The 24,758-nt window shown below is 31.2% G+C and carries 21 protein-coding genes, 2 tRNA genes and 1 riboswitch; of the genes, 15 read left to right on the top strand and 8 right to left on the bottom strand.

The genetic code is table 11. The annotated features are described in order from the left end of the window. The first annotated feature begins 9 nt into the window (after nucleotides 1-9). Nucleotides 10-1,123, top strand: a protein-coding gene (gene prfB, locus JHL18_RS12350; RefSeq protein ID WP_200269577.1) for a peptide chain release factor 2 whose coding sequence is annotated in 2 segments (ribosomal slippage) — nucleotides 10-87 and nucleotides 89-1,123 — 1,113 coding nt in all. Because the reading frame shifts where the segments join, the coding sequence is not laid out codon by codon here. Nucleotides 1,124-1,171: 48 nt separating this feature from the next. Here prfB and JHL18_RS12345 read toward each other — a convergent pair. Further along, nucleotides 1,172-2,524: a M28 family metallopeptidase gene (locus tag JHL18_RS12345; protein WP_200269576.1), complete on the bottom strand. Its 1,353-nt coding sequence runs from the start codon at nucleotides 2,522-2,524 to the stop codon at nucleotides 1,172-1,174. A 265-nt stretch (nucleotides 2,525-2,789) separates the two neighbouring features. Between JHL18_RS12345 and JHL18_RS12340 the strand changes: the two genes are divergently transcribed. After that, complete coding sequence (locus JHL18_RS12340; protein ID WP_200269575.1) at nucleotides 2,790-4,949, top strand: Tex family protein; 2,160 nt, start codon at nucleotides 2,790-2,792, stop codon at nucleotides 4,947-4,949. Between the two features lie 194 nt (nucleotides 4,950-5,143). Beyond that, a riboswitch (FMN riboswitch) is annotated at nucleotides 5,144-5,258 on the top strand. Between the two features lie 116 nt (nucleotides 5,259-5,374). Further along, a complete protein-coding gene (locus JHL18_RS12335; RefSeq protein WP_200269574.1) occupies nucleotides 5,375-5,971 on the top strand; it encodes an ECF transporter S component in 597 nt (198 codons plus the stop codon). Between the two features lie 81 nt (nucleotides 5,972-6,052). Here JHL18_RS12335 and JHL18_RS12330 read toward each other — a convergent pair whose 3' ends face one another. From JHL18_RS12330 to JHL18_RS12320, 3 genes are read right to left on the bottom strand one after another with little or no spacing between them, the layout of a single operon-like run. Next, nucleotides 6,053-7,159, bottom strand: coding sequence for a sensor histidine kinase (locus tag JHL18_RS12330; protein WP_200269572.1), 1,107 nt, complete (start codon nucleotides 7,157-7,159; stop codon nucleotides 6,053-6,055). Beyond that, on the bottom strand, nucleotides 7,149-7,841 hold the full coding sequence (locus JHL18_RS12325) for a response regulator transcription factor (protein WP_200269570.1): 693 nt from the start codon (nucleotides 7,839-7,841) through the stop codon (nucleotides 7,149-7,151). Before JHL18_RS12325 ends, JHL18_RS12330 begins: the two co-directional genes overlap by 11 nt. Before the next feature lie 20 nt (nucleotides 7,842-7,861). Beyond that, a complete protein-coding gene (locus tag JHL18_RS12320) occupies nucleotides 7,862-8,578 on the bottom strand; it encodes a M15 family metallopeptidase (RefSeq protein WP_200269568.1) in 717 nt (238 codons plus the stop codon). A 590-nt stretch (nucleotides 8,579-9,168) separates the two neighbouring features. On the opposite strand from JHL18_RS12320, the gene JHL18_RS12315 reads away from it, so the two are divergent. Then, entirely contained in the window at nucleotides 9,169-10,839 is a 1,671-nt protein-coding gene (locus JHL18_RS12315) for a 2-oxoacid:acceptor oxidoreductase subunit alpha (protein WP_200269566.1), read from the top strand. Between the two features lie 3 nt (nucleotides 10,840-10,842). Beyond that, nucleotides 10,843-11,706, top strand: a complete 864-nt coding sequence (locus JHL18_RS12310; RefSeq protein WP_200269564.1) for a thiamine pyrophosphate-dependent enzyme — start codon at nucleotides 10,843-10,845, stop codon at nucleotides 11,704-11,706. 142 nt (nucleotides 11,707-11,848) lie between these two features. Here the strand turns inward: JHL18_RS12310 and rimI are convergent, their stop codons facing one another. From rimI to JHL18_RS12290, 4 genes are all read right to left on the bottom strand, one after another. Further along, on the bottom strand, nucleotides 11,849-12,292 hold the full coding sequence (gene rimI / locus JHL18_RS12305; protein WP_200269562.1) for a ribosomal protein S18-alanine N-acetyltransferase: 444 nt from the start codon (nucleotides 12,290-12,292) through the stop codon (nucleotides 11,849-11,851). Next, nucleotides 12,292-12,993 carry a tRNA (adenosine(37)-N6)-threonylcarbamoyltransferase complex dimerization subunit type 1 TsaB gene (gene tsaB / locus JHL18_RS12300; protein WP_200269560.1) on the bottom strand — a complete coding sequence of 234 codons (702 nt, stop codon included), beginning with the start codon at nucleotides 12,991-12,993 and terminating at the stop codon, nucleotides 12,292-12,294. Before tsaB ends, rimI begins: the two co-directional genes overlap by 1 nt. Continuing rightward, nucleotides 12,990-13,451, bottom strand: a complete 462-nt coding sequence (gene tsaE, locus JHL18_RS12295) for a tRNA (adenosine(37)-N6)-threonylcarbamoyltransferase complex ATPase subunit type 1 TsaE (protein ID WP_200269558.1) — start codon at nucleotides 13,449-13,451, stop codon at nucleotides 12,990-12,992. The genes tsaB and tsaE overlap by 4 nt, the downstream gene beginning before the upstream one ends. A gap of 81 nt (nucleotides 13,452-13,532) precedes the next feature. After that, nucleotides 13,533-14,768 carry an HD domain-containing phosphohydrolase gene (locus JHL18_RS12290; RefSeq protein WP_200269556.1) on the bottom strand — a complete coding sequence of 412 codons (1,236 nt, stop codon included), beginning with the start codon at nucleotides 14,766-14,768 and terminating at the stop codon, nucleotides 13,533-13,535. A gap of 140 nt (nucleotides 14,769-14,908) precedes the next feature. Between JHL18_RS12290 and JHL18_RS12285 the strand changes: the two genes are divergently transcribed. The 10 genes from JHL18_RS12285 to JHL18_RS12240 all read left to right on the top strand — a co-directional run bounded on the left by JHL18_RS12285 (nucleotide 14,909) and on the right by JHL18_RS12240 (nucleotide 24,659). Next, the gene (locus tag JHL18_RS12285) at nucleotides 14,909-15,832 is read left to right on the top strand and encodes a metal ABC transporter substrate-binding protein (RefSeq protein ID WP_200269554.1); all 924 of its coding nucleotides are present in this window, start codon (nucleotides 14,909-14,911) and stop codon (nucleotides 15,830-15,832) included. Nucleotides 15,833-16,132: 300 nt separating this feature from the next. Then, nucleotides 16,133-16,753 (top strand): CBS domain-containing protein, encoded by a 621-nt coding sequence (locus tag JHL18_RS12280; protein ID WP_200269552.1) that lies wholly within the window; start codon nucleotides 16,133-16,135, stop codon nucleotides 16,751-16,753. A gap of 251 nt (nucleotides 16,754-17,004) precedes the next feature. Then, nucleotides 17,005-17,080 (top strand) — tRNA-Trp (locus JHL18_RS12275). Between the two features lie 859 nt (nucleotides 17,081-17,939). Beyond that, the gene (locus tag JHL18_RS12270) at nucleotides 17,940-18,863 is read left to right on the top strand and encodes an ABC transporter permease (RefSeq protein WP_200269550.1); all 924 of its coding nucleotides are present in this window, start codon (nucleotides 17,940-17,942) and stop codon (nucleotides 18,861-18,863) included. Nucleotides 18,864-18,878: 15 nt separating this feature from the next. Beyond that, nucleotides 18,879-19,796, top strand: coding sequence for an ABC transporter permease (locus JHL18_RS12265; protein WP_207753015.1), 918 nt, complete (start codon nucleotides 18,879-18,881; stop codon nucleotides 19,794-19,796). 12 nt (nucleotides 19,797-19,808) lie between these two features. Then, nucleotides 19,809-20,849 carry an ABC transporter ATP-binding protein gene (locus tag JHL18_RS12260; protein ID WP_200269548.1) on the top strand — a complete coding sequence of 347 codons (1,041 nt, stop codon included), beginning with the start codon at nucleotides 19,809-19,811 and terminating at the stop codon, nucleotides 20,847-20,849. Nucleotides 20,850-20,858: 9 nt separating this feature from the next. After that, nucleotides 20,859-21,833, top strand: a complete 975-nt coding sequence (locus tag JHL18_RS12255; RefSeq protein WP_200269546.1) for an ABC transporter ATP-binding protein — start codon at nucleotides 20,859-20,861, stop codon at nucleotides 21,831-21,833. A 58-nt stretch (nucleotides 21,834-21,891) separates the two neighbouring features. After that, the gene (locus JHL18_RS12250; RefSeq protein ID WP_200269544.1) at nucleotides 21,892-23,550 is read left to right on the top strand and encodes a peptide ABC transporter substrate-binding protein; all 1,659 of its coding nucleotides are present in this window, start codon (nucleotides 21,892-21,894) and stop codon (nucleotides 23,548-23,550) included. A 188-nt stretch (nucleotides 23,551-23,738) separates the two neighbouring features. Further along, nucleotides 23,739-23,814 (top strand) — tRNA-Trp (locus tag JHL18_RS12245). Nucleotides 23,815-24,263: 449 nt separating this feature from the next. Further along, nucleotides 24,264-24,659 (top strand): hypothetical protein, encoded by a 396-nt coding sequence (locus JHL18_RS12240; protein WP_200269542.1) that lies wholly within the window; start codon nucleotides 24,264-24,266, stop codon nucleotides 24,657-24,659. The last annotated feature ends 99 nt before the right edge of the window (nucleotides 24,660-24,758 follow it).

Raw genomic sequence — 24,758 nt, 5'->3', positions numbered from 1 at the left:
GATTTGTATATGATGCTTGAATTAGAAAATCAACTTTTAAAGTTGAATGAGTTTAAAAATATACTTAAGGAAATGGGGGCTTCACTTTGACATCCCAGAATTAATGAAGAAGTCAAGTGAGCTTGAATTTAAAATGCAAGAAAAGGATTTTTGGGAAGATGTTAATAAAGCACAAAAAATAACTCAAGAATCTAAAACTCTAAAAGATAAAATTGCTAGATATGAATCTTTGTGTGAGAGAGTAGATGACATAGAAGTTCTAGCAGAATTAATTGATGAAGAAGATCATAGCACAGCAAATGAGATTATAAGTGAAGTAAAGAAGTTAGATGATGACATAGATATATTTAGAATAGAAATTATGCTGTCAGGAGAATATGACAGAAATGATGCTTTATTGACTTTGCACACAGGTGTAGGAGGTACTGATGCCAATGATTGGACTGAGATGCTTCTAAGAATGTATACAAGATGGTGTGAAAAGAAGGGATATAAGGTAGATACCTTAGATTACTTGGCTGGAGATGAAGCTGGTGTGAAGAGTGTTACCTTAAGAGTTAAAGGTGAATTTGCTTATGGATATTTAAAAACTGAAAAGGGTATACATAGGCTTGTTAGAATATCACCTTTCAATGCTAATGGGAAAAGACAAACTTCTTTTGCTTCGGTAGAAGTACTGCCAGAGCTTACAAAAGATCAGGATATAGAGATAAATCCAGTTGATTTAAGAGTTGACACCTATAGAGCAAGTGGAGCTGGTGGTCAGCATGTTAATAAAACTGAATCTGCCGTAAGAATAACTCATATTCCTACAGGTATAGTGGTTCAGTGTCAAAATGAAAGAAGCCAGCATTCTAATAGAGATGCTGCTATGAATATGCTTAAATCTAAGCTTATTGAACTTAAGGAAAGAGCTCATAAAGAAAAAATAGAAGATTTGACTGGTGAATTAAAAGACATGGGATGGGGAAGTCAGATAAGAAGTTATGTTTTTCACCCATACTCAATGGTAAAGGATCATAGAACTGGTACGGAAACATCAAACGTAAATGCTGTTATGGATGGAGATATAGATATGTTTATAACTTCTATATTAAGAGGAGAAAGTAAGAACATAAACTAATTGATAATTTTAAAGGCAAGTAGTCATTAATGATTACTTGCCTTTAGTCTAGTCAAATTTACCTTTATTTTTTTTAGGTATTAGTAGCAATAGAAATAGTATCGTAGAAACGAAATAACCAGCTATATAGAAATCTTTATTATATATTTCTAAAATATATCGATTACTATAGCAATATTTTATGATCTGATTCCAAGAGGCTTTATAATCTCTTTCAATTGATGATTTATCTATAAAATAAGAAGTATCATTAGGTGTGTGAATTTTTGATAAATCAGAATCGCATATTGTAATGCTATCAATTCCAGCACTAATGAAACTAGCGTGATCTGATGCATTTCTAGCTTCTGTATTAAATGCAATATTATTAGATTTACAGTAATCTTGTAAACTACTAGATGTAATACTCCTATTAGAGTTTTCTCCAGTCATTATAGTCATTGGGATATCTTTTGCTCCACCAATCATATCGAAGTTTATAGAATTACCATTCTTAAGTAGATCGTGATTTTTATCAACAAATGCCTTTGAACCCAACAAACCTAATTCTTCTGCATTGAAAGAGACAAAGATGACATCTCTTTCAGGCGGAAACATAGAAGATATGGTACGAGCTAGCTCCAACATAAAGGATGTTCCAGATGCATTATCCAAAGCTCCTCCATAGATATTTCCTGATAAATCTTTTCCTAGATGATCGTAATGTGAGGATAAGATAAGTGGTGGCAGTTTTGGATTGGTGCCTTTGATTACGCCTACTACATTATTAAGTGTTATATCTTCAACTTTGTAAGGAATAAAACAATCTATTGTGTATCCTTTTTTATTATAGGTTAGAAGATCATCATATACTTTTGAACTAATATAGATATACATCTCAGAGGATGACTTGGAGATAAATGAACTCCTAAAGTTGAAATTATCTGTGGAGACTATAAAAATAAAACTTTTATTATCTTGGACAATTTCTATAGCAGAAGGGTATATTCTAAAATCATCATTTGGATTTACCGTTACATGGTTTGTCCTATAATTTAGGAAACTATCTTTAAAGTCAACTCCGTATTCGTAGTTCTTTATGAGAGATTTTTCTTTGTTATAAACTCTAAGGAAAGGGGCATCATCACCTTTGATTGGTGTAGCAGCAGTAAAGGCATCATAATAATCATTAACTAGAGGAGAAAGATTGTACTTAATAAAAGAATTTTTTATGTATTCTCCTGCTAATTTATTTCCTAGAGTTCCTGGTAGTCTTCCTTCCATTGTGTCTGAGGATAAATAACGTATATTTTCTATAACTTTATTTGAATCAAAATATTGCAATTTATTAGAATACATAAATGAAATGTTGGATATTAGAATACAGATTGTTAATATAAGGGATATTAAGTTTCTTGCCATATCAAGCTCCTTAAAATTAGTATCAGTTAATTCTATGAGAATAAAAAGAAGGATATTCAATTTAAATATTGAAATAATATAGAAAGACATTAAAAATTAACCATACATTTTTTAAAATTAAGAATGTTGGTTATATAGAGGTACCACTTCGAACCGAAATCTATTTTTAAAGCTCTCACGACTTCTGGTGAGAGAATTTAAAAATATAAGTTTTAATACGAATTGGTACATCCATAAAATAAGACCGCATACTAGGGAGGTAAATATGAACAACATCAATGTAACTTTAGCTAAGGAGCTTAATATAAGCATAGAGCAAGTAGAGAATGTAATAAAACTGCTTGATGAAGGAAACACTGTTCCCTTTATATCAAGATATAGAAAAGAAATAACAGGTGGATTATCTGACGATGTATTAAGAAAGTTTTTTGAAAGACTCAACTATTTAAGAAATCTATTAGATAAAAAAAATGATGTAGTTAGGCTAATTGAAGAGCAAGGTAAGTTAACCGAAGAACTTAGAAATCAAATAATGAATTCAAATACCTTAACTGAGGTTGAAGATATATATAGACCTTATAAGCCTAAAAAGAGAACAAGAGCTACTATAGCAGTGGAAAAGGGACTAAAACCACTTGCAGAAATTATATTAGAAGGTAATTTTACTGGTAATATATTAGAGGAAGCTGAAAAGTATGTTAGTGAAGATAAAGGGGTTGCTTCTGCAGATGAAGCTCTTCAAGGGGCAATGGATGTAATTGGTGAAATAATATCTGATGATGCCGACTATAGAAAATGGATAAGAGATTTAGTAAAGAATGAGGGGATAATTGAAACTAAAGGCAATACATCAGAATCATCACCGTATGAGATGTATTATGAATACAGAGAGTCTGTAAAGACTATTCCATCACATAGAATATTGGCAATAAATAGAGGTGACAAGGAAAAGTTCTTATCAGTTAAGATTTTAATAAATGAAGAAAAAATATTGAATTATTTGATGAGGAAAAATTTAAAGAATAATTCTATTACAGATAGATATATTGAACTTTCAGTGAAAGATAGTTTTAAAAGATTAATATTTCCTTCAATAGAAAGAGAAATAAGAAGTGAACTTACAGATATAGGAGAGCAAGGTGCTATCGATATATTCAAAGCTAACTTAAAAGCTCTGCTTATGCAAGCACCCATAAAGAATAAGATTATTATGGGATACGACCCTGGCTTTAGAACTGGTTGCAAGATCGCTATTCTTGATGATACAGGTAAGTTCTTGGATAAAGCTACTGTTTTCCCAACGGTGCCTAGAAATGATGTAGCTGGAACGATAAAAGTTTTGAAAGAGCTTATATACAAATATAACGTAGAGGTAATATCTTTAGGAAATGGTACTGCATCTAGAGAATCAGAAGAAGTAATAGCAAAACTTATAGCTGAAGTTAAGAAGGAAACAGGAAAAGAGATGTTTTATGTTATAGTTTCTGAAGCTGGTGCTTCAGTATATTCTGCATCTGAGCTTGCTGCTAAAGAATATCCAGACTTAGACGTTACAGTTAGGGGAGCTATATCAATAGGTAGAAGATTACAAGATCCACTTGCAGAGCTTGTAAAAATTGATCCTAAAGCTATAGGGGTAGGGCAGTATCAACATGATGTTACTCAAAAGAAATTGGATGAATCTCTTACTGGGATAGTTGAAGATTGTGTTAATAATGTTGGGGTGGATTTAAATATAGCAACTCCATCATTGTTAAGTTATATATCAGGTATAAATCCATCCATAGCAAATAACATTGTAGCTTTTAGAGAAGAGAATGGAAAGTTCACAAGTAGAAAGCAGCTTCTAAAAGTTAAAAGATTGGGTCAAAAAGCCTATGAACAATGTGCTGGTTTTTTAAGAGTTATGGAAAGTAAGGAACCATTAGATAATACTTCAGTTCATCCAGAATCTTATGAGGTAGCAAGAAAGCTTATTGAAAGACTTGGTTATAGCAATGATGATTTAAGAAATGGAAATTTAAGAGATATAGATGAAAAGCTTAAAGAATTCAATTTAGTAGAACTAGCAAAAGAATTATCAGTTGGATTGCCTACCCTTAAGGATATTGTAAAAGAAATAAAGAAACCAGGTAGAGATCCTAGAGAGGAGTTACCTAAGCCAATATTTAAGTCTGGGGTAATAGATATAAAAGACTTAAAGCCAGGAATGATGCTTATGGGAACAGTTAGAAATGTATCAGACTTCGGAGCATTTGTAGATATAGGTGTGCATCAAGACGGCTTAGTGCATAAAAGCCAAATGGCAGATAGATTTGTAAAGCATCCGTTAGATGTTGTTAAAGTAGGGGATGTAGTAGAGGTAAGGATATTAGAGGTTGATGAGAAAAGAAAGAGAATTTCCTTATCAATGAAAAAAGAATAGACATAATTATGTCTATTAGATAGAGGATGTGTTTGGCAACTAAAGCGCTGTTTTTTAGTAAACAGCGCTTTAATTTAAGCTATATTTCAGTAGAAAACTAATAGAGAGTTGTGAAAATGTATACATAAAATATATTTGTATAAACATATTGTCAAAATATAAACAAGGTTATATAATGAGTATATAAAAATTAATATTATCTTCAGGGCGGGGTGTGATTCCCCACCGGCGGTAAAGCCCGCGAGCCGAGAGGCATGATTCGGTTAAATTCCGAAGCCGACAGTAAAGTCTGGATGAAAGAAGGTAAAAGAGTAAAATTAGTCTATTCAGCCCTGGTGACTTTTATTTCATCAGGGTTTTTTATATTTATTTAGGTTGATTTTATTCTTGAGCCCCAGAGGATATAACTTTTGGGAGGGTTTACTATGAAACAAACAAATCAAGCAACATCAAAATTAAATGTGCAAATTAAGATTGCACTGCTAGGAACTATTTCGTTTCTATTAATGTTTTTTGAATTTCCAATATTACCAGCTGCACCATTTCTAAAAATAGATTTTAGTGATCTGCCAGCGTTATTAGGAACTTTCGCTTTAGGGCCAATAGCAGGGATTGCTGTTGAACTTATTAAAAATATTCTTGTTGTATTGATAAAAGGCACTAGTACTGCAGGTATAGGCGAATTTGCTAATTTTGTAATAGGCGCAGTATGGGTAATTGTAGCGGGCTTTACTTATAAGAGAAATAGAACTATAAAAGGTGCTATACTTGGATTATCTTTAGGAACTATTGCATTAACTATAGCTGGGCTTTTGGGTAATTATTATGTATTCTTACCATTGTACAATAAAATTGTACCAGTATTGAGTCCTGAAATTATAAATTATCTTATAACGATAATTCTTCCTTTTAATTTAATAAAGGGAATAGGTGTATCAGCAGTTACTTTAGCTCTATATAAAAAAGTATCACCAATTTTATATAGCCAACCACCTATAAATGCAAAGAAAATAACTAATTAATAAAATAATATTTTAAATAAAATAAAAAAGAATGATAAAAAAATATCATTCTTTTTCATTTTTCATTATATTAATATTAATCTATTTTATTGGTAACTTAACTTCAAAGATAGTCCTCTCATCATCGCTATAAGCTGAAATACTTCCTTGATGAAGTTCTATAATATTTTTTGTTATTGCTAGTCCAAGTCCAGAACCAGCTATTTTGCTATTTCGAGATTTTTCTACTCTATAAAATCTATCAAATATATAAGGTAAATCTATTGTTGATATTGATTGGCCATAATTTATTACTTGCACAATCGCCATATTTTCTTTAACTTTTGTTGTTATATCAACATACCTGCCATCTTGTCCGTACTTAATAGCATTTGACAATAAATTTTCAAAGGCTCTAACCAATTTACCTGCGTCAGCATTTACAGTTAGCTTATCTTCTGAAAAATTAACCCTAGACTTCATATTTGCGTTCTTAAATTGATATTCAAAGTAGGCAACTACTTGACCCAATAGCTCAACTAAATTAATATCAGACTTATTTAGAGTGATAGTATTATTTTGCATCTTAGTAAGCTCAAACAAATCATTAATAAGTACATTTAAGTTTTTTGCTTTTTCATAAGCTATATTAGTATAATATCTGAGTTCTACTTCATCTTTGTATTGATCTCTATCGATTATCTCTAAATAACCTATTATTGAGGTTAGTGGAGTTCTTAAATCATGAGAAACATTAGTAATTAAATCAGTTTTTGTTTGCTGTGCTCTTCTTTCTTCCACGGTTATATTTTTTAGTTGCCTCGAAATATTATTTATATTTTCTACTAAGCTTTTTATATCACCATTTGATTTAACTTCTATTGATCTATCTAAGTCTCCATTTGCCATTGTTTCAGTTTCATTGATTATAGCAACTAAGCTTTTAGTTTTTCTATATGTTATAAGTAAATATATAGAAGTAAAAACAAGTGCACCGAAAATCAGGGAGGTATTGCTTCCCAAAGCTATATATCTGATAAAAACCCATATGCTCCAAAGGTATCCAGAACTGTTGTTATCATAGAGGTTTCCGTATGAATATATTAAAAGTTTTCTGCTTATACCATAAATAGTATATGTAAGTAGTATAGATATAAAGATATCAACTAATGGTAATAACCAATGTTTATAGAATCTACTATTTCTCAATTTTATAACCAACCCCCCATACGGTATGAATTATTTTATTACCTTCCATATATTGTTCTAGTTTATCTCTAATTCTGCTCATATGGACCATTACGGTATTATTAGACTGAAAATAGGTTTCCTTCCAAACTCTTTGAAAGATCTCCTCGGCACTAAAAACTCTCCCTCTATTTGTGGCCAATAGATAAAGGATTTCAAATTCTCTTGCTGTAAGATCTATGTCTTTATCATCTATAGTTACCTTATGCTTATTTTTATTTATTATCAATGACTCTATGGTTATAATCTCATCTGAGGATTGAGTTCTAGTGTTTAAAAAATATGCTCTTCTAAACAATGCCCTTATCCTAACTGTAAGCTCCAAATGATTAAAAGGCTTACACACATAATCATCTGCACCAGTCATTATTCCTTGTATTTTATCCATATCTTCTGCTTTTGCACTTAGCATAAGAATTGGAATGTTATACTTTTCCCTTGTTCTTCTGCAAACTTCTAACCCATCCATATTTGGCATCATTATATCTAAAACCATTAGGTGAATTTCTTCTCTATCCAATATTTCTAAGGCTTCTTCTCCACAACTTGCTTTAAATACAGTATAGCCTTCATTTAAAAGGTTTATCTCTAATAAATCTCTTATTTCCTTTTCATCATCTACTACAAGAATATTATTTTTCATTTTCTTCTCCAACTTTATAATTATTTACGTAAATATTCTTCTAACGTAATCTTGTTATCATATATATATTTAGCGGCGCTTTTTCCAACGTATCTAATATGCCAAGGTTCATATTCTATGCCGGTTATATTTTTCTTGCCATAAGGATATCTTATAATAAAACCAAATCTATAGCAATTCTCTGCTAGCCAATCTGCTTCTTTTGTGCCTTTTACAAAATATTTTCCTTGATTTGTTATATCAATGCATAGTCCTGTCTGGTGCTCACTGTATCCAGGTCTAGCTACGTATGCATCTGCAAGTTTCTCTCCTTGTAATAATACTCGATTGTTGTAAGTATTTTCTTGTGTTTTATATGATCTATATGCAGAGTTGCCAAGCAATATTATTCCGTCTTTTTTAGCTTCAGCTACTAATTGCTCTAGTGGCTTTGCAATAATTCCTGCTACATGTTTTTCTTCATTACTTACGCCAGAGGCAAACTTTATATTGGGTATTGTTAAATCCTTTGGTGTATAAGCTTGTTCAAGACTGTGGTCTTCGTTTACTAATAATAGTTGAGATTTTATATCTTTATTAGTTTCATCGTCTTTATAAGAATTATTCACATTCACTGATTGATCACTTATGTTTGAATCAGAAATAGTTTCTTTAAAGGTTGAAATGTATTTTGTTAAATATAGAAAACCGCAAATTATAATAATAACTACCAAAATGTTTCTTAATCCATTTCTCATATTGTACACACTCCTTCAAATATAGATAAACTACTTCAATCCTTGGACTACAAATAAAGATTTCGATGCTTCTACTAATCTTTATTCGGATAAATTCTAATATGAAGTAGTTTATCTATGCCATGAGTTAATTGTAGAAGATAGACTTTACAGTAATTATAAAAATTTCTTAAGAAATCTTAAGTTTTCGCAATGGAACCCTATAGTGTACTTCGGTAATGCTATATCTACTGTTTTCTTAAAAAGAAAATATAAATACTGTCATATTGTGTAAGTGAATTAGAATAGATTTTAGAGTGTGTTATAGATGTACTACTGAATTTGAAGATGAAGTAGTACATCCATATATAAAGATGGAGGAGTATATTGGATTGTATATTTATATGGATAAATAGGTAGATAAACATTAATAAGTAATAATTTAATAACGTAAGAAAATTAAAGAATAATGAAAGTATTTGCCTTTAAGAAGTGTTGATAATTAATTTTAATTGATAATGATTATTTACAAATAACAAGATTAGGATTATTATTAAATCAGACAGAAACAATCGGAATTAAAAGGTTGTTTTATAAGAGAGGTGTTTTAATTGAAACTTAATATACTAATTGGAGGAAGCGCTGGACAGGGAATGGATACAGTTAGCGTGTTCCTTGAAAAAGCTCTGAAAAAAGGTGGATTTTATGTTTTCTCAAATAAAGACTATATGTCTAGAGTAAGAGGTGGACATAACTTCACACAAATAAGATTTGGAGATGAACCAATATATTCTCATGATTCAAAGTTAGATTTAATACTTGCATTGGATAGAGATACAGTAGAAATCCATAAAGATAAGTTAAATAAAGATGGAATAATAATAGCTGACGAAGCTATACAGTATGATGATAAAAGATTAGTTAGACTTCCATTACTAAAGACTGCTAAAGATTTAGGATTATCAAAGGCTTTTACTTTTGTTGCGGCAGGAGTAATCTTAAAGCATTTTGGTGTGAAGGGAAATTTTGAAGATTTTATAGCTAAGAAGCTTGCTGAACCTATTAGAAATAAAAATATAGAAGCCTTCAGAAAAGGCGGAGATTTAGTGGAGAAAAGATTCGACATAGTAGGTAAAGATTTATCTGAGCATTTAATCATAAATGGAAATGATGCAATTGGATTAGGTGCATTAATTGGAGGATTATCATTCTATTCAGCATATCCGATGACTCCAGCTACAAGTGTAATGACATATCTTTCAAAGAAATCATTACAAGCTGGTATAGTGATTGAACAAGCAGAAGATGAAATAAGTGCTATAAATATGGCAATAGGAGCATCCTATGCAGGGGCTAGAGCTATGACAGGATCATCTGGTGGTGGTGTAGCGTTAATGGTTGAAGCTTTTGGTCTCGCTGGAATAACTGAAACTCCACTAGTAGTAATTGACTCACAGAGGCCAGGACCAGCAACAGGACTGCCAACAAGAACAGAACAAAGTGATCTTAGTTTTCTACTAACTGCATCTCAAGGAGAATTTCCGAGAGTGGTTTTAAGTGTAAGAAATGCTGAAGATGCGTTTTATCAAACTTTTAGAGCACTAAATATAGCAGATAAGTATCAAACTTTAGTAATACTATTAACAGATCAATATCTTGCGGATTCTAATATAACAATACCTAGATTTGCTCTTGAAGAATTGAAAATTGAAAGACATATTTGGGATGGCGTTGGCTTAGATGAAGAATATAAGAGATATAAAGTAACTGAATCAGGAATTTCACCAAGACTAATACCTGGTAAGGTCAAAGGGCAAGTGGTTTTAGTGGACAGTGATGAACATACTGAGTACTCACATATAACTGAGGAAGCTGCTGTAAGAAATGCTCAGATGGAAAAAAGAATGAGAAAGCTAGACTTGCTGATAAAGGAAGATCTACAAGAACCTGATTATTTTGGTGGAGAAGATATAGATGTGCTTTTAGTAGGTTGGGGATCAACTTATGGTGCAATCAAAGAAGCAGCTGAAACACTAAACAATTCTGGAGTTAAGGTTGGAGCACTTTCTTTTGGTGATATATATCCTTTACCAGAAAAACTTTTGAGAAAATACAGTGGCAAAGCTAAAAGGGTAATAAATGTAGAGCAAAACTTTACAGGTCAATTAGGTAAACTTATAACACAAGAAACAGGAATATTAATGGATGATAGTATTTTGAAATATGATGGACGTCAGATAACTTCAGATGAAATAGTTTCAAGACTATCTGGGGAGGTTTAAGATATGATAGAGTTAAAGTTATATCAAAGTAATGATGAAAATACATGGTGTCCAGGGTGTGGTAATTTCTCTATACTCGATGGTATAAAAGAAGCGGTGGCTGAGCTTAATATATCACCAGAAAAACTAATGATGGTCTCTGGTATTGGTCAGGCAGCGAAAACTCCACATTATATAAGAGCAAATGGATTTAATGGACTTCATGGTAGGGCTCTCCCTCCTGCACAAGCTATAAAAATGGTTAATCCAGAATTAAAAGTCATAGTTACTTCTGGTGATGGAGATGCCTATGGAGAAGGTGGAAATCACTTTATTCATAATATAAGGAGAAATGTAGATTTTGTTCAATTAGTTCACGATAATCAAATTTATGGACTTACAAAGGGGCAAGGATCTCCAACAACAGCAAGAGGACAAAAAACTTCTATGCAGTTTGAAGGAGTGATATCTGAACCTTTAAATCCTCTAGCTTTGGCGATTTCAGCTGGTGCTACTTTTGTTGCAAGAAGTTTCTCTGGGGATAAAGAACATTTAAAGAGTATGATTAGGGCAGCTATAAATCACAAGGGTTATGCACTGATTGATATAATGCAGCCTTGCGTTAGTTTTAATAAGATAAATACCTTTAAGTGGTATAAGGATAGGGTTTATTATTTAGATGAAAACTATGATTCAAGTGATAAAGGCGCGGCAATAATTAAAGCTATGGAATTTGGAGATGGTGGAATACCTCTAGGAATACTTTATAAGGAAGAAGGTAAGCCAACATTCCATGAGCTGCACCCAGTACTAAGTGCTGGAAATATAATGGTTGATAGAAAGTGGACTCCAATAGATGGAGAAAAGTTTGTAGAAGAATTTATGTAATATAAGATATGAAAATAAAGGGCTGTCACTAAGTAATTAGTGAACAGCCCTTTTGCTAAGTAAGCTTGTAGAAGAGATGGATTAAAAGATTTATGTTTTACTTATTCTCTCATTATGGGAAATAAAGCAATTATAAGTTTCTTTATTTCCATCTTTTCCACATAATCAGAGCATCTTCGCCATTATCTTCATAGTATTTTTTTCTAATACCTTCTTCTACAAAAGCATATTTTGAATAAAGCTTTTGAGCAGGTATGTTTGAGACTCTTACTTCTAAAGTCATGGCTACTACTTTTTTCTCGTTGCATGTTGCTATCATCTTATTTAATATCTTGTCTCCAACCCCTAAGCTTCTATAATCAGGATGAACTGCTATATTAGTTATGTGGCCTTCATCAATTATTATCCACATTCCACCATAACCTATCACTTGATCATCAAGCTTAGCAACAAGATAAGTTGCAAAGTTATTTTCGAGTTCCTGCTCGAAGGATCTTCGACTCCAAGGGTGTGGGAAAGAAAGTTTGCTTATTTCCAATACAGAATCAATATCGTCTATATCCATAGATTCTATGTTTGTAACCATTAATCTAACCCCATCTTTTTATCATATTCTCTTTCGGCCTGTGACTTTCTAAGATAAAATGGAGCAGTATCTTTTTCATCACAAATACCATTCTCTAATAAATTTATGCCTAATAATCCTAAAGTAGAAGCCCTAGCATAATTAAGATGAGGAGGGGAAAATAATGCATTGTTAAGGGACGTTTTTAAAGTTTCAAGATGCTTCTCAGTTCCATCTCCTACAAAGAGTACAGAATCAGACTCTTCCTTAAATCTAGTTATAAGCTCTTCAATGGAAAGAATCATGTAATCGGTCAATCTTTCTAATCTTCCTGAAACATTTTTATATAAAGCAGTATATACGTTTCCTCTTAAAGCATCCATAATTGGGCATATTATTCCGTTGTGAGTAATTACATTATATGCAAGTCCATCTAAATTAGAGATAGATATTATAGGTTTTTTACTTCCTAAACTCAACCCTTTAATGGTTGCCATGCCTATTCTAAGTCCAGTGAAAGAGCCTGGTCCTTTGGAAACCACATATCCATCAATATCATTTATGCTTAAATCACTAAGTTTTAGTACTGAATCAATCATAGTCATAAGTATTTCAGAATGCTGTTTTTTATCTGTTATATTTATTTCACTTACTACAGAACTATTTGAAACCAGAGCTACAGTAGCACTGCTTGAAGATGAATCTACTGAAAGAACTATCATATACTTAACTCCTTAAGATAATCATATCTATTTCCAAAATATTTTATTGTTACTTTTCTCAAATTCTCTCCCTTTTCAGGAAGTTTTGAGAGCTTTATATGAACAAATTGATCTGGTATAAGCTCTTCTATGTAATTAGCCCATTCTATAACGCTTACGCCATTTCCAAATATGTACTCATCAAAGCCTATTTCATATATTTCATCAGGATCTGATACTCTATATACATCAAAATGGAATAAAGATAGTCTGCCACTATGGTACTCATTAACAATGTTAAAAGTAGGACTAGTTATGTATTCTTGAACATTAAGTCCTTCGGCGATACCTTTAGTAATATGAGTCTTACCTGTACCTAAGTCACCAGTAAGACAAAAAATATCACCGGGCTTACACATAGAACCTATTTTTCTTCCCAGCTCAATAGTATTATCAACAGAATCAATTATAAATTCCATAATAATCTCCTTTCGAGAATAAAACCTTTTACTTTTATTATTCTAACCAATAATTTATAAAAAGAAAAGGTAATCTAACGATTACCCAAGAGCATTTTTTAAATTTTCTACTGCTATCTTACATATTGAACCATCTTCAACCATAGTATCAAGTATGCAAAATGCCATATCCTTATTCATTCCTTTACGGTAAGGCCTGTCTTCGGTAAGTGCCTGATATATGTCACAAACTGCCATTACTCTACATTCTTCAGATAACATATCTCCACTTATCCCTTTAGGATATCCTTTTCCGTTTAGCTTTTCATGGTGATTGGAAGCCCAATTACTTATCTCTTCTATACCATCCATTGAATCTAATATTAGTCTGGTGAAATAAGCATGAGATTTTATTCTTGAAAATTCATCCCCATCCAGTGGACCATTTTTGTCTAAAATTTTTGATGGTATTGCAAGCTTTCCTATATCGTGGAAAAGCCCCGCAAGCTTCATTTTTAAGCACTTTTCATCATTATAACCAATATGCTTAGAAACCATATATGCGAGTTCAGCGATACCACGTGAATGCCTAGCTGTAAATTCACTTTTAGCATCTATCATGTCAGCAAATATTTCACCTATGTTTATCAATTCTTGCATGTTTAATTTTATGTCTATAGGTGGGACTAGGTGATTTATGACCAAATCTAGATATCTATTGTTCTCAAGGTTTAACCAAAATTCATCAGCAGAACTAATTTTCAGAAAGGCTTCGTAGATATTCTGTGAAAAAATCCTATTAACATTGTCTAAAATTAAGCCTTTAATCTTATCTTTTTGTTCAAAATATGGAGCATGGGTATTGTACTCTGAGTCTATTATGTCGCTCATTCTAAGTATCTGACTAATTATAGGTATCTCAGTTTCTTTTTTTTGAAACACTCCATTTCCATCCCAGTGCTCGTGATGATAAAGTATTGCATCGGAAAGGTAACATATCTTTGGGATATGTTTTACTATATTTGAGCCTTCTAGACAATGAATACTAATTATTTCATCAACTGAATAATTTTTATATAATACATTTCCATAGCCTATGTCATGTAACAATGAACACATATATAGATCCTTATAAGTATCTTCATCTAGCTGCAAGGCATTTCCAAGTTCTAAAGCTATATACGCAGCTCGCTTTGAATGATACGTATAATCATCAAATACGATGTCTTGGATTGTTACCCCGTTTAAGTTTTCTCTAACAACCTTCTCAACAGACTTCTCCGCTAGAGATACTGTTATTGATAAAGCAGGTATTATAGTATCGATTGAAACTTGCATAATGCTTACCTCGTTAAGAAAAATGTCGAATATCATTTTATCATAATTTGACAATAATGTCATTAAGAAAGTAACATTAATATTTGAATTTATATTAAATTAGATATAAAATAAAGAATAGATAAAAGTGAGGTGGCGTAATGAAAAAAATTGATATGAAAAAGTTCACTTTTATATTGATAGGTATCAATATAATTTTTTTCATATTTATAAGCACGTATTATAAGCCAAAGGTAGTTAATACAATAAATGACGATGTAGAACAGAGGGATACATATTTAAATATAATAACTACAAATAAGTTTATTTATTCTGCAACTAAACAACTGGTGAAAGATAAACACAATGTAACATATATGTTTAATAATAATTTAGATAGTATAAATTTTAAGTTTACAAATGATTCTTTGGATAATGTTTCAAAATATGATTTACTTTTATATATGGGGTCTAGTTCGGAACCTTGGATAAATAGCTTTATAGATGGATTAAAAAAAGGAAAGGTAGGCATTGTTAATCTTTCCAGAGGCACTAAAACGTTGAATTATGTAAAGTCTCATACCATATCTGGATATGATATAAAAATAAATCCTTACTATTGGTTAAGTCCTGATGAATATAAGATTATGCTTTATAACATAAAAAGTTCAATTCAAGATAAAGACCCGAAAAATAGGGATTTCTATGAAGAAAGTTATGAAGAGATTATATTAGAACTAGATAAACAGAGTAAAGATGCTAAAGACTCTGTAAGTTCTTTAACCGGGTATACTGTATATACAACGGATGAAGATCTAGATTATCTTACGAAGTATTTAGGTATAGATATTATAAAACTTACAGATTTAACTAAGATTGATGATTATAAAAAAATGCTTGGTGAATCAGTAAGTAAAACCTTAATATTATATAGTGATCAGGCCAAATTTAATGAGTTTAGCAGTAAGATAACTGGAACATCATATTATCAAATGGAGATTAAAATACCACAGTATGATGATCAATATAGATCTTATCTAGAAAATGTAAGTTCAAAATTTAAGGCTTTGAATAAAAAGTTATAAGTATTTTTATATACTTGTAACTTTTTTTATTGCCTAGTATTAAATGAATATTGTTTATGCAGCTATGATGAATTCTTTGCAACTTAAGAATGATAGTAAAACTTATAAAATTATTAAATCAGTTTAAACAGTGTTTTTTCAATAAATAATACTGAATTTTATGTATTACATATGAAACTTAGCATAACATAACAAAATGAAAGAATTTTTTAAATTATTGGATAATTTTAAAAAATAATATATAATTACCGTGATAAATGGCTTATAATATATATATAAGGAAATCGAGGGGGAGAGACTATGCTAGTAAAAACTATAATATTGCCAAAAAAAGATTTAATAACAGTCACATCTGATACAACAATAGGAAGAGCCTTAGAGATAATGGACCAAAACAAGTTTTTATCAATTCCTGTTGTTGATGGAGAATACTTTAAGGGCTCAATAGCACAAGACATTATTTACAAGTTCTATTTTGAAAAAGGTGCTGATAAGAAGAGCTTATTAGAGGACTTTTCAGTATCTCACCTACTAAGAAAAAGCATACCTAAGATAAATCTTTATGAAGAAGTTGAAAAAGCAGTGGGATTACTAGAAGAAACTCATGTTTCCTTTGTCGCAGTTGTTGATGAATTTGATAAATTTGTAGGGATTTTAACTCATCATGCGGTATTTGAGCAATATACTAATGTATTTGGGCTTAACAAAGGTGAAAGAATGGCAGTTACTGCTTATGATGTACCAGGACAAATATCAAGGTTGTCAAAGATACTTACAGAAAATCAAGCTGATATAGTCAGTTTTGTTGTAATAGATCCGAAAAGTGTTACTGATGTAAGAGAAATAGTTGTAAGAATGAAGACTAAAAATTTAGAAATAATTAAAGAAAAAGTAAAGGCTGCTGGATTTAAAGTAGTTTAGTAGTCAATTTATTAAGGCTCTTGTATAGTAAAGTATTGATATATACTATAAGTGTAGATTAGAAGTTTAAATATAACTGTTTCTTAAAAAGGTATCATATAATTTAAATAAGTTATATAAGATGCCTTTTTAAATATGTTATTTTAGCAGTTCAAAAATATAAGTTTTATTACTAAGTGTACATCAATAAAAATTAGTACAAAAAAATGTTGCGTTATTTTAAAGAATGTTATATAATCTTATTTGTTCGAAGGGGTATAGCTCAACTGGTAGAGTGGCGGTCTCCAAAACCGTAGGTTATGGGTTCGATCCCTATTGCCCCTGCCAAAGGATTAGTAGAAAAGTTTTCTACTAATCCTTTTTTTATTTCAACAGATATTATTGAAGCTAGGAAGCCTAGTACGTCTGTGATTGATTTTTTTTCTAATTGATTCAAAAAAGGTAGAATCATATATTAATTATTTTACTTTGAATACATATCTATATACAGATGAATTACCAGATTGAAGTTGCCGTTATCAATTTGTTAATTTATCTTTTTTTTATTCTGATCAAAAAGCAATCATGAAAAAACTATAAAAGTATAAAATCATTATATAAAAAAGTAAATACATATAATTGAAATATTTAAGCAATTATTTTAATTTAAATAAATTTGTTTTATAAATTTTTTGACGATAAACAAATTTTTTAATGTTTGTACTAATTTCATCCAATTTATGCATTAGACTTTTATCAGAGAATTGATAAATCTGATATTAAGATGAAACTTGCTAATTCTAAATTTATATACTAATTAATTAACAATTTAATAAAATTGTTATAAATCTAGTAAATTTAATTGCTTGCTAGATGATATTAATTATAAAATTGGAAAAAAACTACCCTTGAAAATGTTTACTTACTACCAAATTAGATATCTTATAGTAAAAGAATAAAAAAATACATGTGAAAATTAACATTTAATAATAAATTCAAAAAACTATTTACAAAATGATAATTTGTAACTATAATTTTTTATATAAACTTAAGAAAAATAACAATGAATGAGGAGATGTTAGTCGGGGGACAAGTGATACAAAATAATAACAAGTTATTTGTATTGAAAAGCGGAAATTTAGTACATATTAGAGATTTAGTTAGAAATTAGTATCTATAAACATATTTAAAAGGGGGACTTAAAAAGATGTTTAAATACACATTAAAGAGAATTGCTATCAGTTTATTAACTATATTTATAGTAATTACAGCAACTTTCTTTTTAATTAGAGCAATTCCAGGGGGACCATTTACAGGAGAAAAGAAATTAGCACCTTCGATTTTAGAAAACTTAAACAGAAAGTTTGGACTAGATAAACCAATGGGACAGCAATACACTACATATGTTAGTAGTATTGTGACAAAAGGTGATTTAGGACCTTCAATGATGTATGAAGGAACAACTGTTAATGATATAATTAAAAAGTTTTTCCCGGTTTCAGCAAGATTAGGACTGGCTTCTGTAATTTTCTCATTGATATTTGGGGTATTACTTGGAATACTTTCAGCATTAAAGGAAAACAAATGGCAAGATAGAGTGGCGATGGTCATATCAACCATTGGTGTAACAGTACCAAGCTTCGTAATGGCTACATTGTTAACTTATTTCTTTGCTATACAATTAAAATTATTCCCTGCAACAGGTTTGAAAAACTTATCATCCTATGTTCTTCCTACAATAGCCTTAGGTGGTTATTCGATGGCCTTCGTATCTAGATTATCAAGATCGAGTTTGGTAGAAGTTTTAAGACAAGATTTTATAAGAGTTGCAAAGGCAAAGGGATTACCACAAAGAGTTGTAATAGCTAAGCATGCTCTTAGAAATTCACTTATTCCAATAATTACTTATGTAGGACCACTTTTAGCATCAGTACTGACAGGAAGCTTTGTAGTTGAATCTATTTTTGGTATTCCTGGATTAGGAAGAGAATTTGTTACAAGTATTGGTAATAGAGACTACACTGAAATAATGGGATTGACAATTTTCTACTGTGCGTTCCTAGTAGTATGTAATTTAGTTGTTGATATTTTATATGGATTTGTAGATCCTAGAATTAAAATACAAGATTAGTGGAGGCGTGGAATAATGGAAGTTACAAAGGATCTATTTGAATTAGTTCCAGATAATGAAAAAGATAAAGAGGGCGTTGCAAGACCTTCTATGACATATTTACAGGATGCATGGAGAAGACTTAAGCAAAACAAGTTAGCTTTATTCGGACTAGCTGTGATTGTTTTTATGGCTCTATTCGCTATTTTTGTTCCAATGTTTTCTCACTATGATTATTCTACACAAGATTTTAGTATAGCCAACAAAGGTGCAAGTTCTGCACATATTTTTGGAACTGATAAGTTTGGAAGAGATATTTTTACAAGAGTAGCATATGGTGCTAGAATTTCTCTTACAGTTGCATTAGTAGCTAGTGCATTAAATGTACTTATTGGAATAATATATGGTGGAGTTTCTGGGTACTTTGGTGGCTGGGTAGATATGGTTATGATGAGAATAGTTGATATACTAAACTCAATACCAATGTTGATATACGTAATACTTATAAGTGTTGCTTTAGGTTCAAGAGATATAAAAGGTATAATTATTGCCATGACAATCTCAATGTGGACTACTATGGCTAGAATAGTTAGAGGTCAAATCTTAACTTTAAAAGAACAAGAATTTGTACTTGCTGCCAAGACACTTGGAGTTAAGCCGTTTGCAATAATATTTAGACATCTTATACCAAATAGTATGGGTTCTATAATAGTAACATTAACTTTAGCAATACCTGAAGCTATATTTACTGAATCATTCCTTAGCTTCGTAGGGGTAGGTATATCTGCACCTAAAGCATCGTGGGGTACTTTAGCTTCAGAAGCTGTTGAAATGATGAGAACTCATCCATCACAATTATTGATTCCTTCCTTAGCAATTTGTATAACAGTTTTTGCGTTTAATATGCTTGGCGATGGTTTAAGAGATGCCTTAGACCCTAAGATGAGAAAGTAGGAGGAAAATATAATGCATGAAAAAATACTTGAAGTAAATGATTTACAGACTTCTTTCTACACGCATGTTGGAGAAGTAAAAGCGGTTAGAGGGGTATCCTTTCATTTAAACAAAGGAGAAGTACTTGGAATCGTTGGTGAGTCTGGAAGTGGTAAAAGTATCACTATGATGAGTATTATGAGACTACTTGCTGAAAGCGGAAAAGTAAAGAAAGGCACAGTAGTTTTCAATGGAGAAGAAATAAGTAGCTTTACAGATAAAGAAATGGAAAAAATCAGAGGTAATGAAATGAGTATGATCTTCCAAGATCCTATGACTTCATTAAATCCAGTTTTAACAGTAGGCGATCAGCTTATGGAGCCATTGAAGAAACATTTAAAAATCACTGGTGAAGAAGCAAGAAAAAAGGCAGTTGAAATGTTGAGTTTAGTAGGTATTCCAAGTCCAGATAAGAGACTTAAGCAATACCCACATGAATTTTCAGGTGGAATGAGACAAAGGGTTATGATAGCAATGTCACTTATATGTAACCCTAAGCTTATAATAGCTGATGAGCCAACAACAGCTTTAGATGTTACAATTCAAGCACAAATACTTGAATTACTTAAAGAACTAAAGGACAAGTTGAATACATCAATCATAATAATAACTCACGATTTGGGAGTTGTTGCTGATATTTGTAATAGAATAAATGTAATGTATGGTGGAGTAGTAGTAGAGAGTGGAACTACTCAGGATATTTTCTACAAGTCAAGACATCCATATACATGGGGACTTTTAAATAGTGTTCCTAATCCTAAGTTAGACACTAAAGAAAGATTAAAACCTATAGAAGGTACACCACCAGACTTATTGAATCCTCCTAAGGGATGTCCTTTTGCTCCTAGATGTGAGCATGCAATGAAAGTTTGTATGGAGGCTATGCCTGAGAAGTTTAATATATCAGAAAACCATTATTCAGCTTGTTGGTTAAACCATCCTATGGCGCCAAAGGTTGAAAGAAAGTTACCTGATGAAGCAGTAGAAGAATCTCCAAAAGGCACAGGGAGGTAATCAGACAAAATGGAAGATAAAATTTTATTAGAAGTTAAAAATTTAAAAAAATATTTCCCGATAAAAAAGGGTATACTAGGTACACAAGTGTCTAATGTAAAAGCAGTAGATGATGTATCTTTTAGTATAAAAAAAGGTGAAACTTTAGGATTCGTAGGAGAATCAGGTTGTGGTAAGACTACAACTGGTAGAACAATCATTAAATTATATGAGCCAACGGCTGGTCAAATAATTTATGATGGTAAGGATATAGCTAAGTTAAGTCCAGGGCAAATGCGCCCTTTAAGAAAGAAAATGCAGATGATATTTCAGGATCCATATGCATCACTAGATCCAAGAATGACTGTAGGGGATATAATAGGTGAAGCTATTGATGCTCAAAAGTTACTTGGTAAAGGTGAAAGAAATGATAAGATAACTTATCTTTTAAAGAAAGTTGGTCTTAATGGAGATCATGGATCAAGATATCCACATGAATTTTCAGGTGGTCAAAGACAAAGAATTGGTATTGCTAGAGCATTGGCAGTTGATCCAGAATTCATAGTTTGTGATGAACCTATATCAGCTTTGGACGTTTCAATCCAGGCACAGGTTGTAAATATGCTTGAAGATCTACAACATGATTTAGGATTAACATATCTCTTTATAGCTCATGATTTGTCTATGGTTAAACATATTTCTAACAGAATTGGGGTAATGTATTTAGGGCACTTAGTTGAAATTGGAGAAAGTAATGAATTGTATAGCAAGCCTTTACATCCATATACTCAGGCTCTATTATCAGCTATTCCTATACCAGATCCTAATATGGCAAGTAAAAACAAAAGAATTGTGTTGCAAGGAGAGACTCCTTCACCAATAGATCCACCAGTTGGATGTAGATTTAAAGACAGATGTAAGTATGCTAAGCCTATATGTTCACAAGTAACTCCGTTACTGAAAGAAGTAGGTAAAGATCATTCTGTTGCATGCCATTTATATTAATAAGGTATAAATTAGTTTAAATAAATTATACAAATTTCCATTATAAGGGGGTACAATAATGTTAAAAAGAAACAAAATGAAGGTTCTTTCATTAATTCTTGCTACTCTAGTAGTAGGAACAACTTTTGTAGGCTGTGGTAAAAAAGATGACGCATCTTCTACAGCAAAGGTTGAACAGGTTGTAAAGTATAACCTTGGGGCTCAACCAAAAACTATAGATCCAGGTCTAAACAACTCTGTTGAAGGCGGTATTGTTGACGTTAATGCGTTTGAAGGATTACAAAACGTAGATGCTAACAATAAAGTTACTCCAGGTGTTGCTGAAAAATATGAGGTATCAAGCGATGGAACTAAATATACATTCCATTTAAGAAAAGATGCAAAGTGGTCAGATGGTAAAGGTGTTACAGCTAATGACTTTTACTATGCTTGGACTAGAGCTTTAGCTCCAGAAACTGCATCAGACTATGCTTACCAATTGTTCTACATCAAAAATGGTGAAGCATATAATGGTGGAAAAGCTAAAGTTGCTGACGTAGGAATAAAAGTAGTTGATGATTATACACTAGAAGTTACTCTAGAAGCTCCAACAGCTTATTTCTTAGCTTTAACTGCATTCCCAACTTACTTCCCAGTAAGAAAAGATATAATTGAAGCTAACAAAGAAGGATGGGCTACTGATGCAAAGACATTTGTATCTAACGGAGCATATAAGATGACTGAATATGCTCAAAAAGATCATATGACATTCGTTAAAAGCGATAGCTATTGGGATAAAGCAAATGTTAAGCTTGAAAAAATCCAATACACACTATTAGACAATGAAACATCTGCATTAAATGCTTTCGAATCTGGTGAAATAGATGCTACTGATTTATTACCAGCAGAACAAAAGCAAAGCTTAATCAAAGATGGTAAAGCTAAGGTTTATCCATACCTTGGAACATACTACTACTCAATCAATGTTACTGACAAGAATGTTCCTGCTGAAGTTTCTAAGGCATTAAAGAATGTTAATGTAAGAAAAGCTCTTAGCATGGCTATTGACAGAACTGCAATAGTTGATAATGTAACAAAGGGTGGAGAACAACCAGCTACATCATACGTTCCAAAGGGAATAGTTGATAGTGCTGCTAAAGAATTTAAGAACAAAGATTATATAAAGACATCAGCTGATGTTGAAGGTGCTAAGAAGTTACTTGCTGAAGCTGGATACCCAGATGGAAAGAACTTCCCTAAACTTGAAATTAAGTACAACACAGGACAAGGACACCAAAACATTGCTCAAGCTATACAAGAAATGTGGAAGAAGAACTTAGGAATCGACGTTACACTAGTTAATGAAGAAAGAAAAGTTCAATTAGATGACTTAAGCAAGCAAAACTATATGGTTTGTAGAACATCTTGGATTGCTGACTACAATGATCCAATGACATTCGTTGATATGTTTGTTACTGGTGGAGGAAACAACAACCCAGGTTACTCAAACCCAGAATATGATAAGCTAATTTCGGTTGCTAAGAAGGAAACAGATCCAGCTAAGAGAACTGATGCAATGCACAAAGCTGAAGACATTCTTATGGCTGATGCTCCTGTAATTCCAATATACTACTACACTAACGTTCTTGCACTTAAGAACAATATAACTGATTTACAAAAGTCTCCATTAGGATTTGTATACTTCAGAAATACTGTAGTAGAAGCTGCTTCTAAATAAGATTTTTTATCACTTGCGTTTAGCATGAGATAATATATAAAGTGGTAGTGTCTTTAGTTGTTAATTTAACTAAAGATACTACCTTTTAATATGAGGATGATTAAATGTTCTTATTCTATGGAAATCCACAATAAACTATTGCACATGCTTAATAAATATGATATTATATCACTTGTAAGTGCTATTATAGGGGTATAGCTCAACTGGTAGAGTGGCGGTCTCCAAAACCGTAGGTTATGGGTTCGATCCCTATTGCCCCTGCCAATATAATGCATGAAGCTTACAAGACTAATCCGCGAATATTCTTTTGGATATTCGTGGATTTTTCTTATATTTATGTACTAACTTTAAAAGAGTGTTAATATATGAGTTATAATTAATAGGTTTCATCAATTAAGTAATTATTGTAATATTAATTCGAAATGTATTATATAATCTCAAATTATTTTAATAGATTCTATAAATTATACTTCAGTAAAACTTGATTATAACGATAATTTAATTAATAATAAAATTTACAACATATAGAAAATATAGTATAATTATGTTTGCTGTTTATATTTGTAATTAGTATTAATTAATATATTTTTTAATATTATTACATTGAATCTACATAAGAAAATAATAGATCAATGACTTTATAATCATATAAATTTTGCATTAAGTGTAAAAAGATTTGTAAGAGCTCTTAAGTATTAAATTGGGGTGGAAAAATGTACTATTATTTTAAGTATTATAAGAAAAAAGGCATTATAAGAAATATCATTAAAGGATATATAGCAAATGAAGAATTAACATATATGATAAAAGAGTATATAGATGTTATAGGAACAATACACACTGATAATAAGATATTAGTAATGGATGTTTCTAACTTGGAACTTGTGAAGTCAGAAGTAAGTGATAACTATTGTGAATTCTTAAGAAGTACATCTAAAGAAAAATGGGCGATAAGCATTATAATAATGCCAAAATCTATAATCGGAAGCTACCAGCTAAAGAAATTTATTAAGAACTCAGGCATAAATCCAATTTTAGTTAATAGTAGTCGAGAAGCTATAAATGTAATAAAAAACTATAAAGGAAGTACATACCAGAATTGCATATAATTCAATAGGCTATTAAAGTTTATTGTGGTTAATATAATAGTGTAAACCAAAAAGGTTTACTGCTGATGTATCGTTTAGACTAAAAGAAGTTTTAAAGAT

The organism is Clostridium yunnanense, assembly GCF_016595795.1.
Taxonomy (GTDB): Bacteria; Bacillota; Clostridia; order Clostridiales; family Clostridiaceae; genus Clostridium_AR; species Clostridium_AR yunnanense.
The sequence above is the reverse complement of the archived record's forward strand: the minus strand, read 5'-3'. Positions and strand labels throughout refer to the sequence as shown.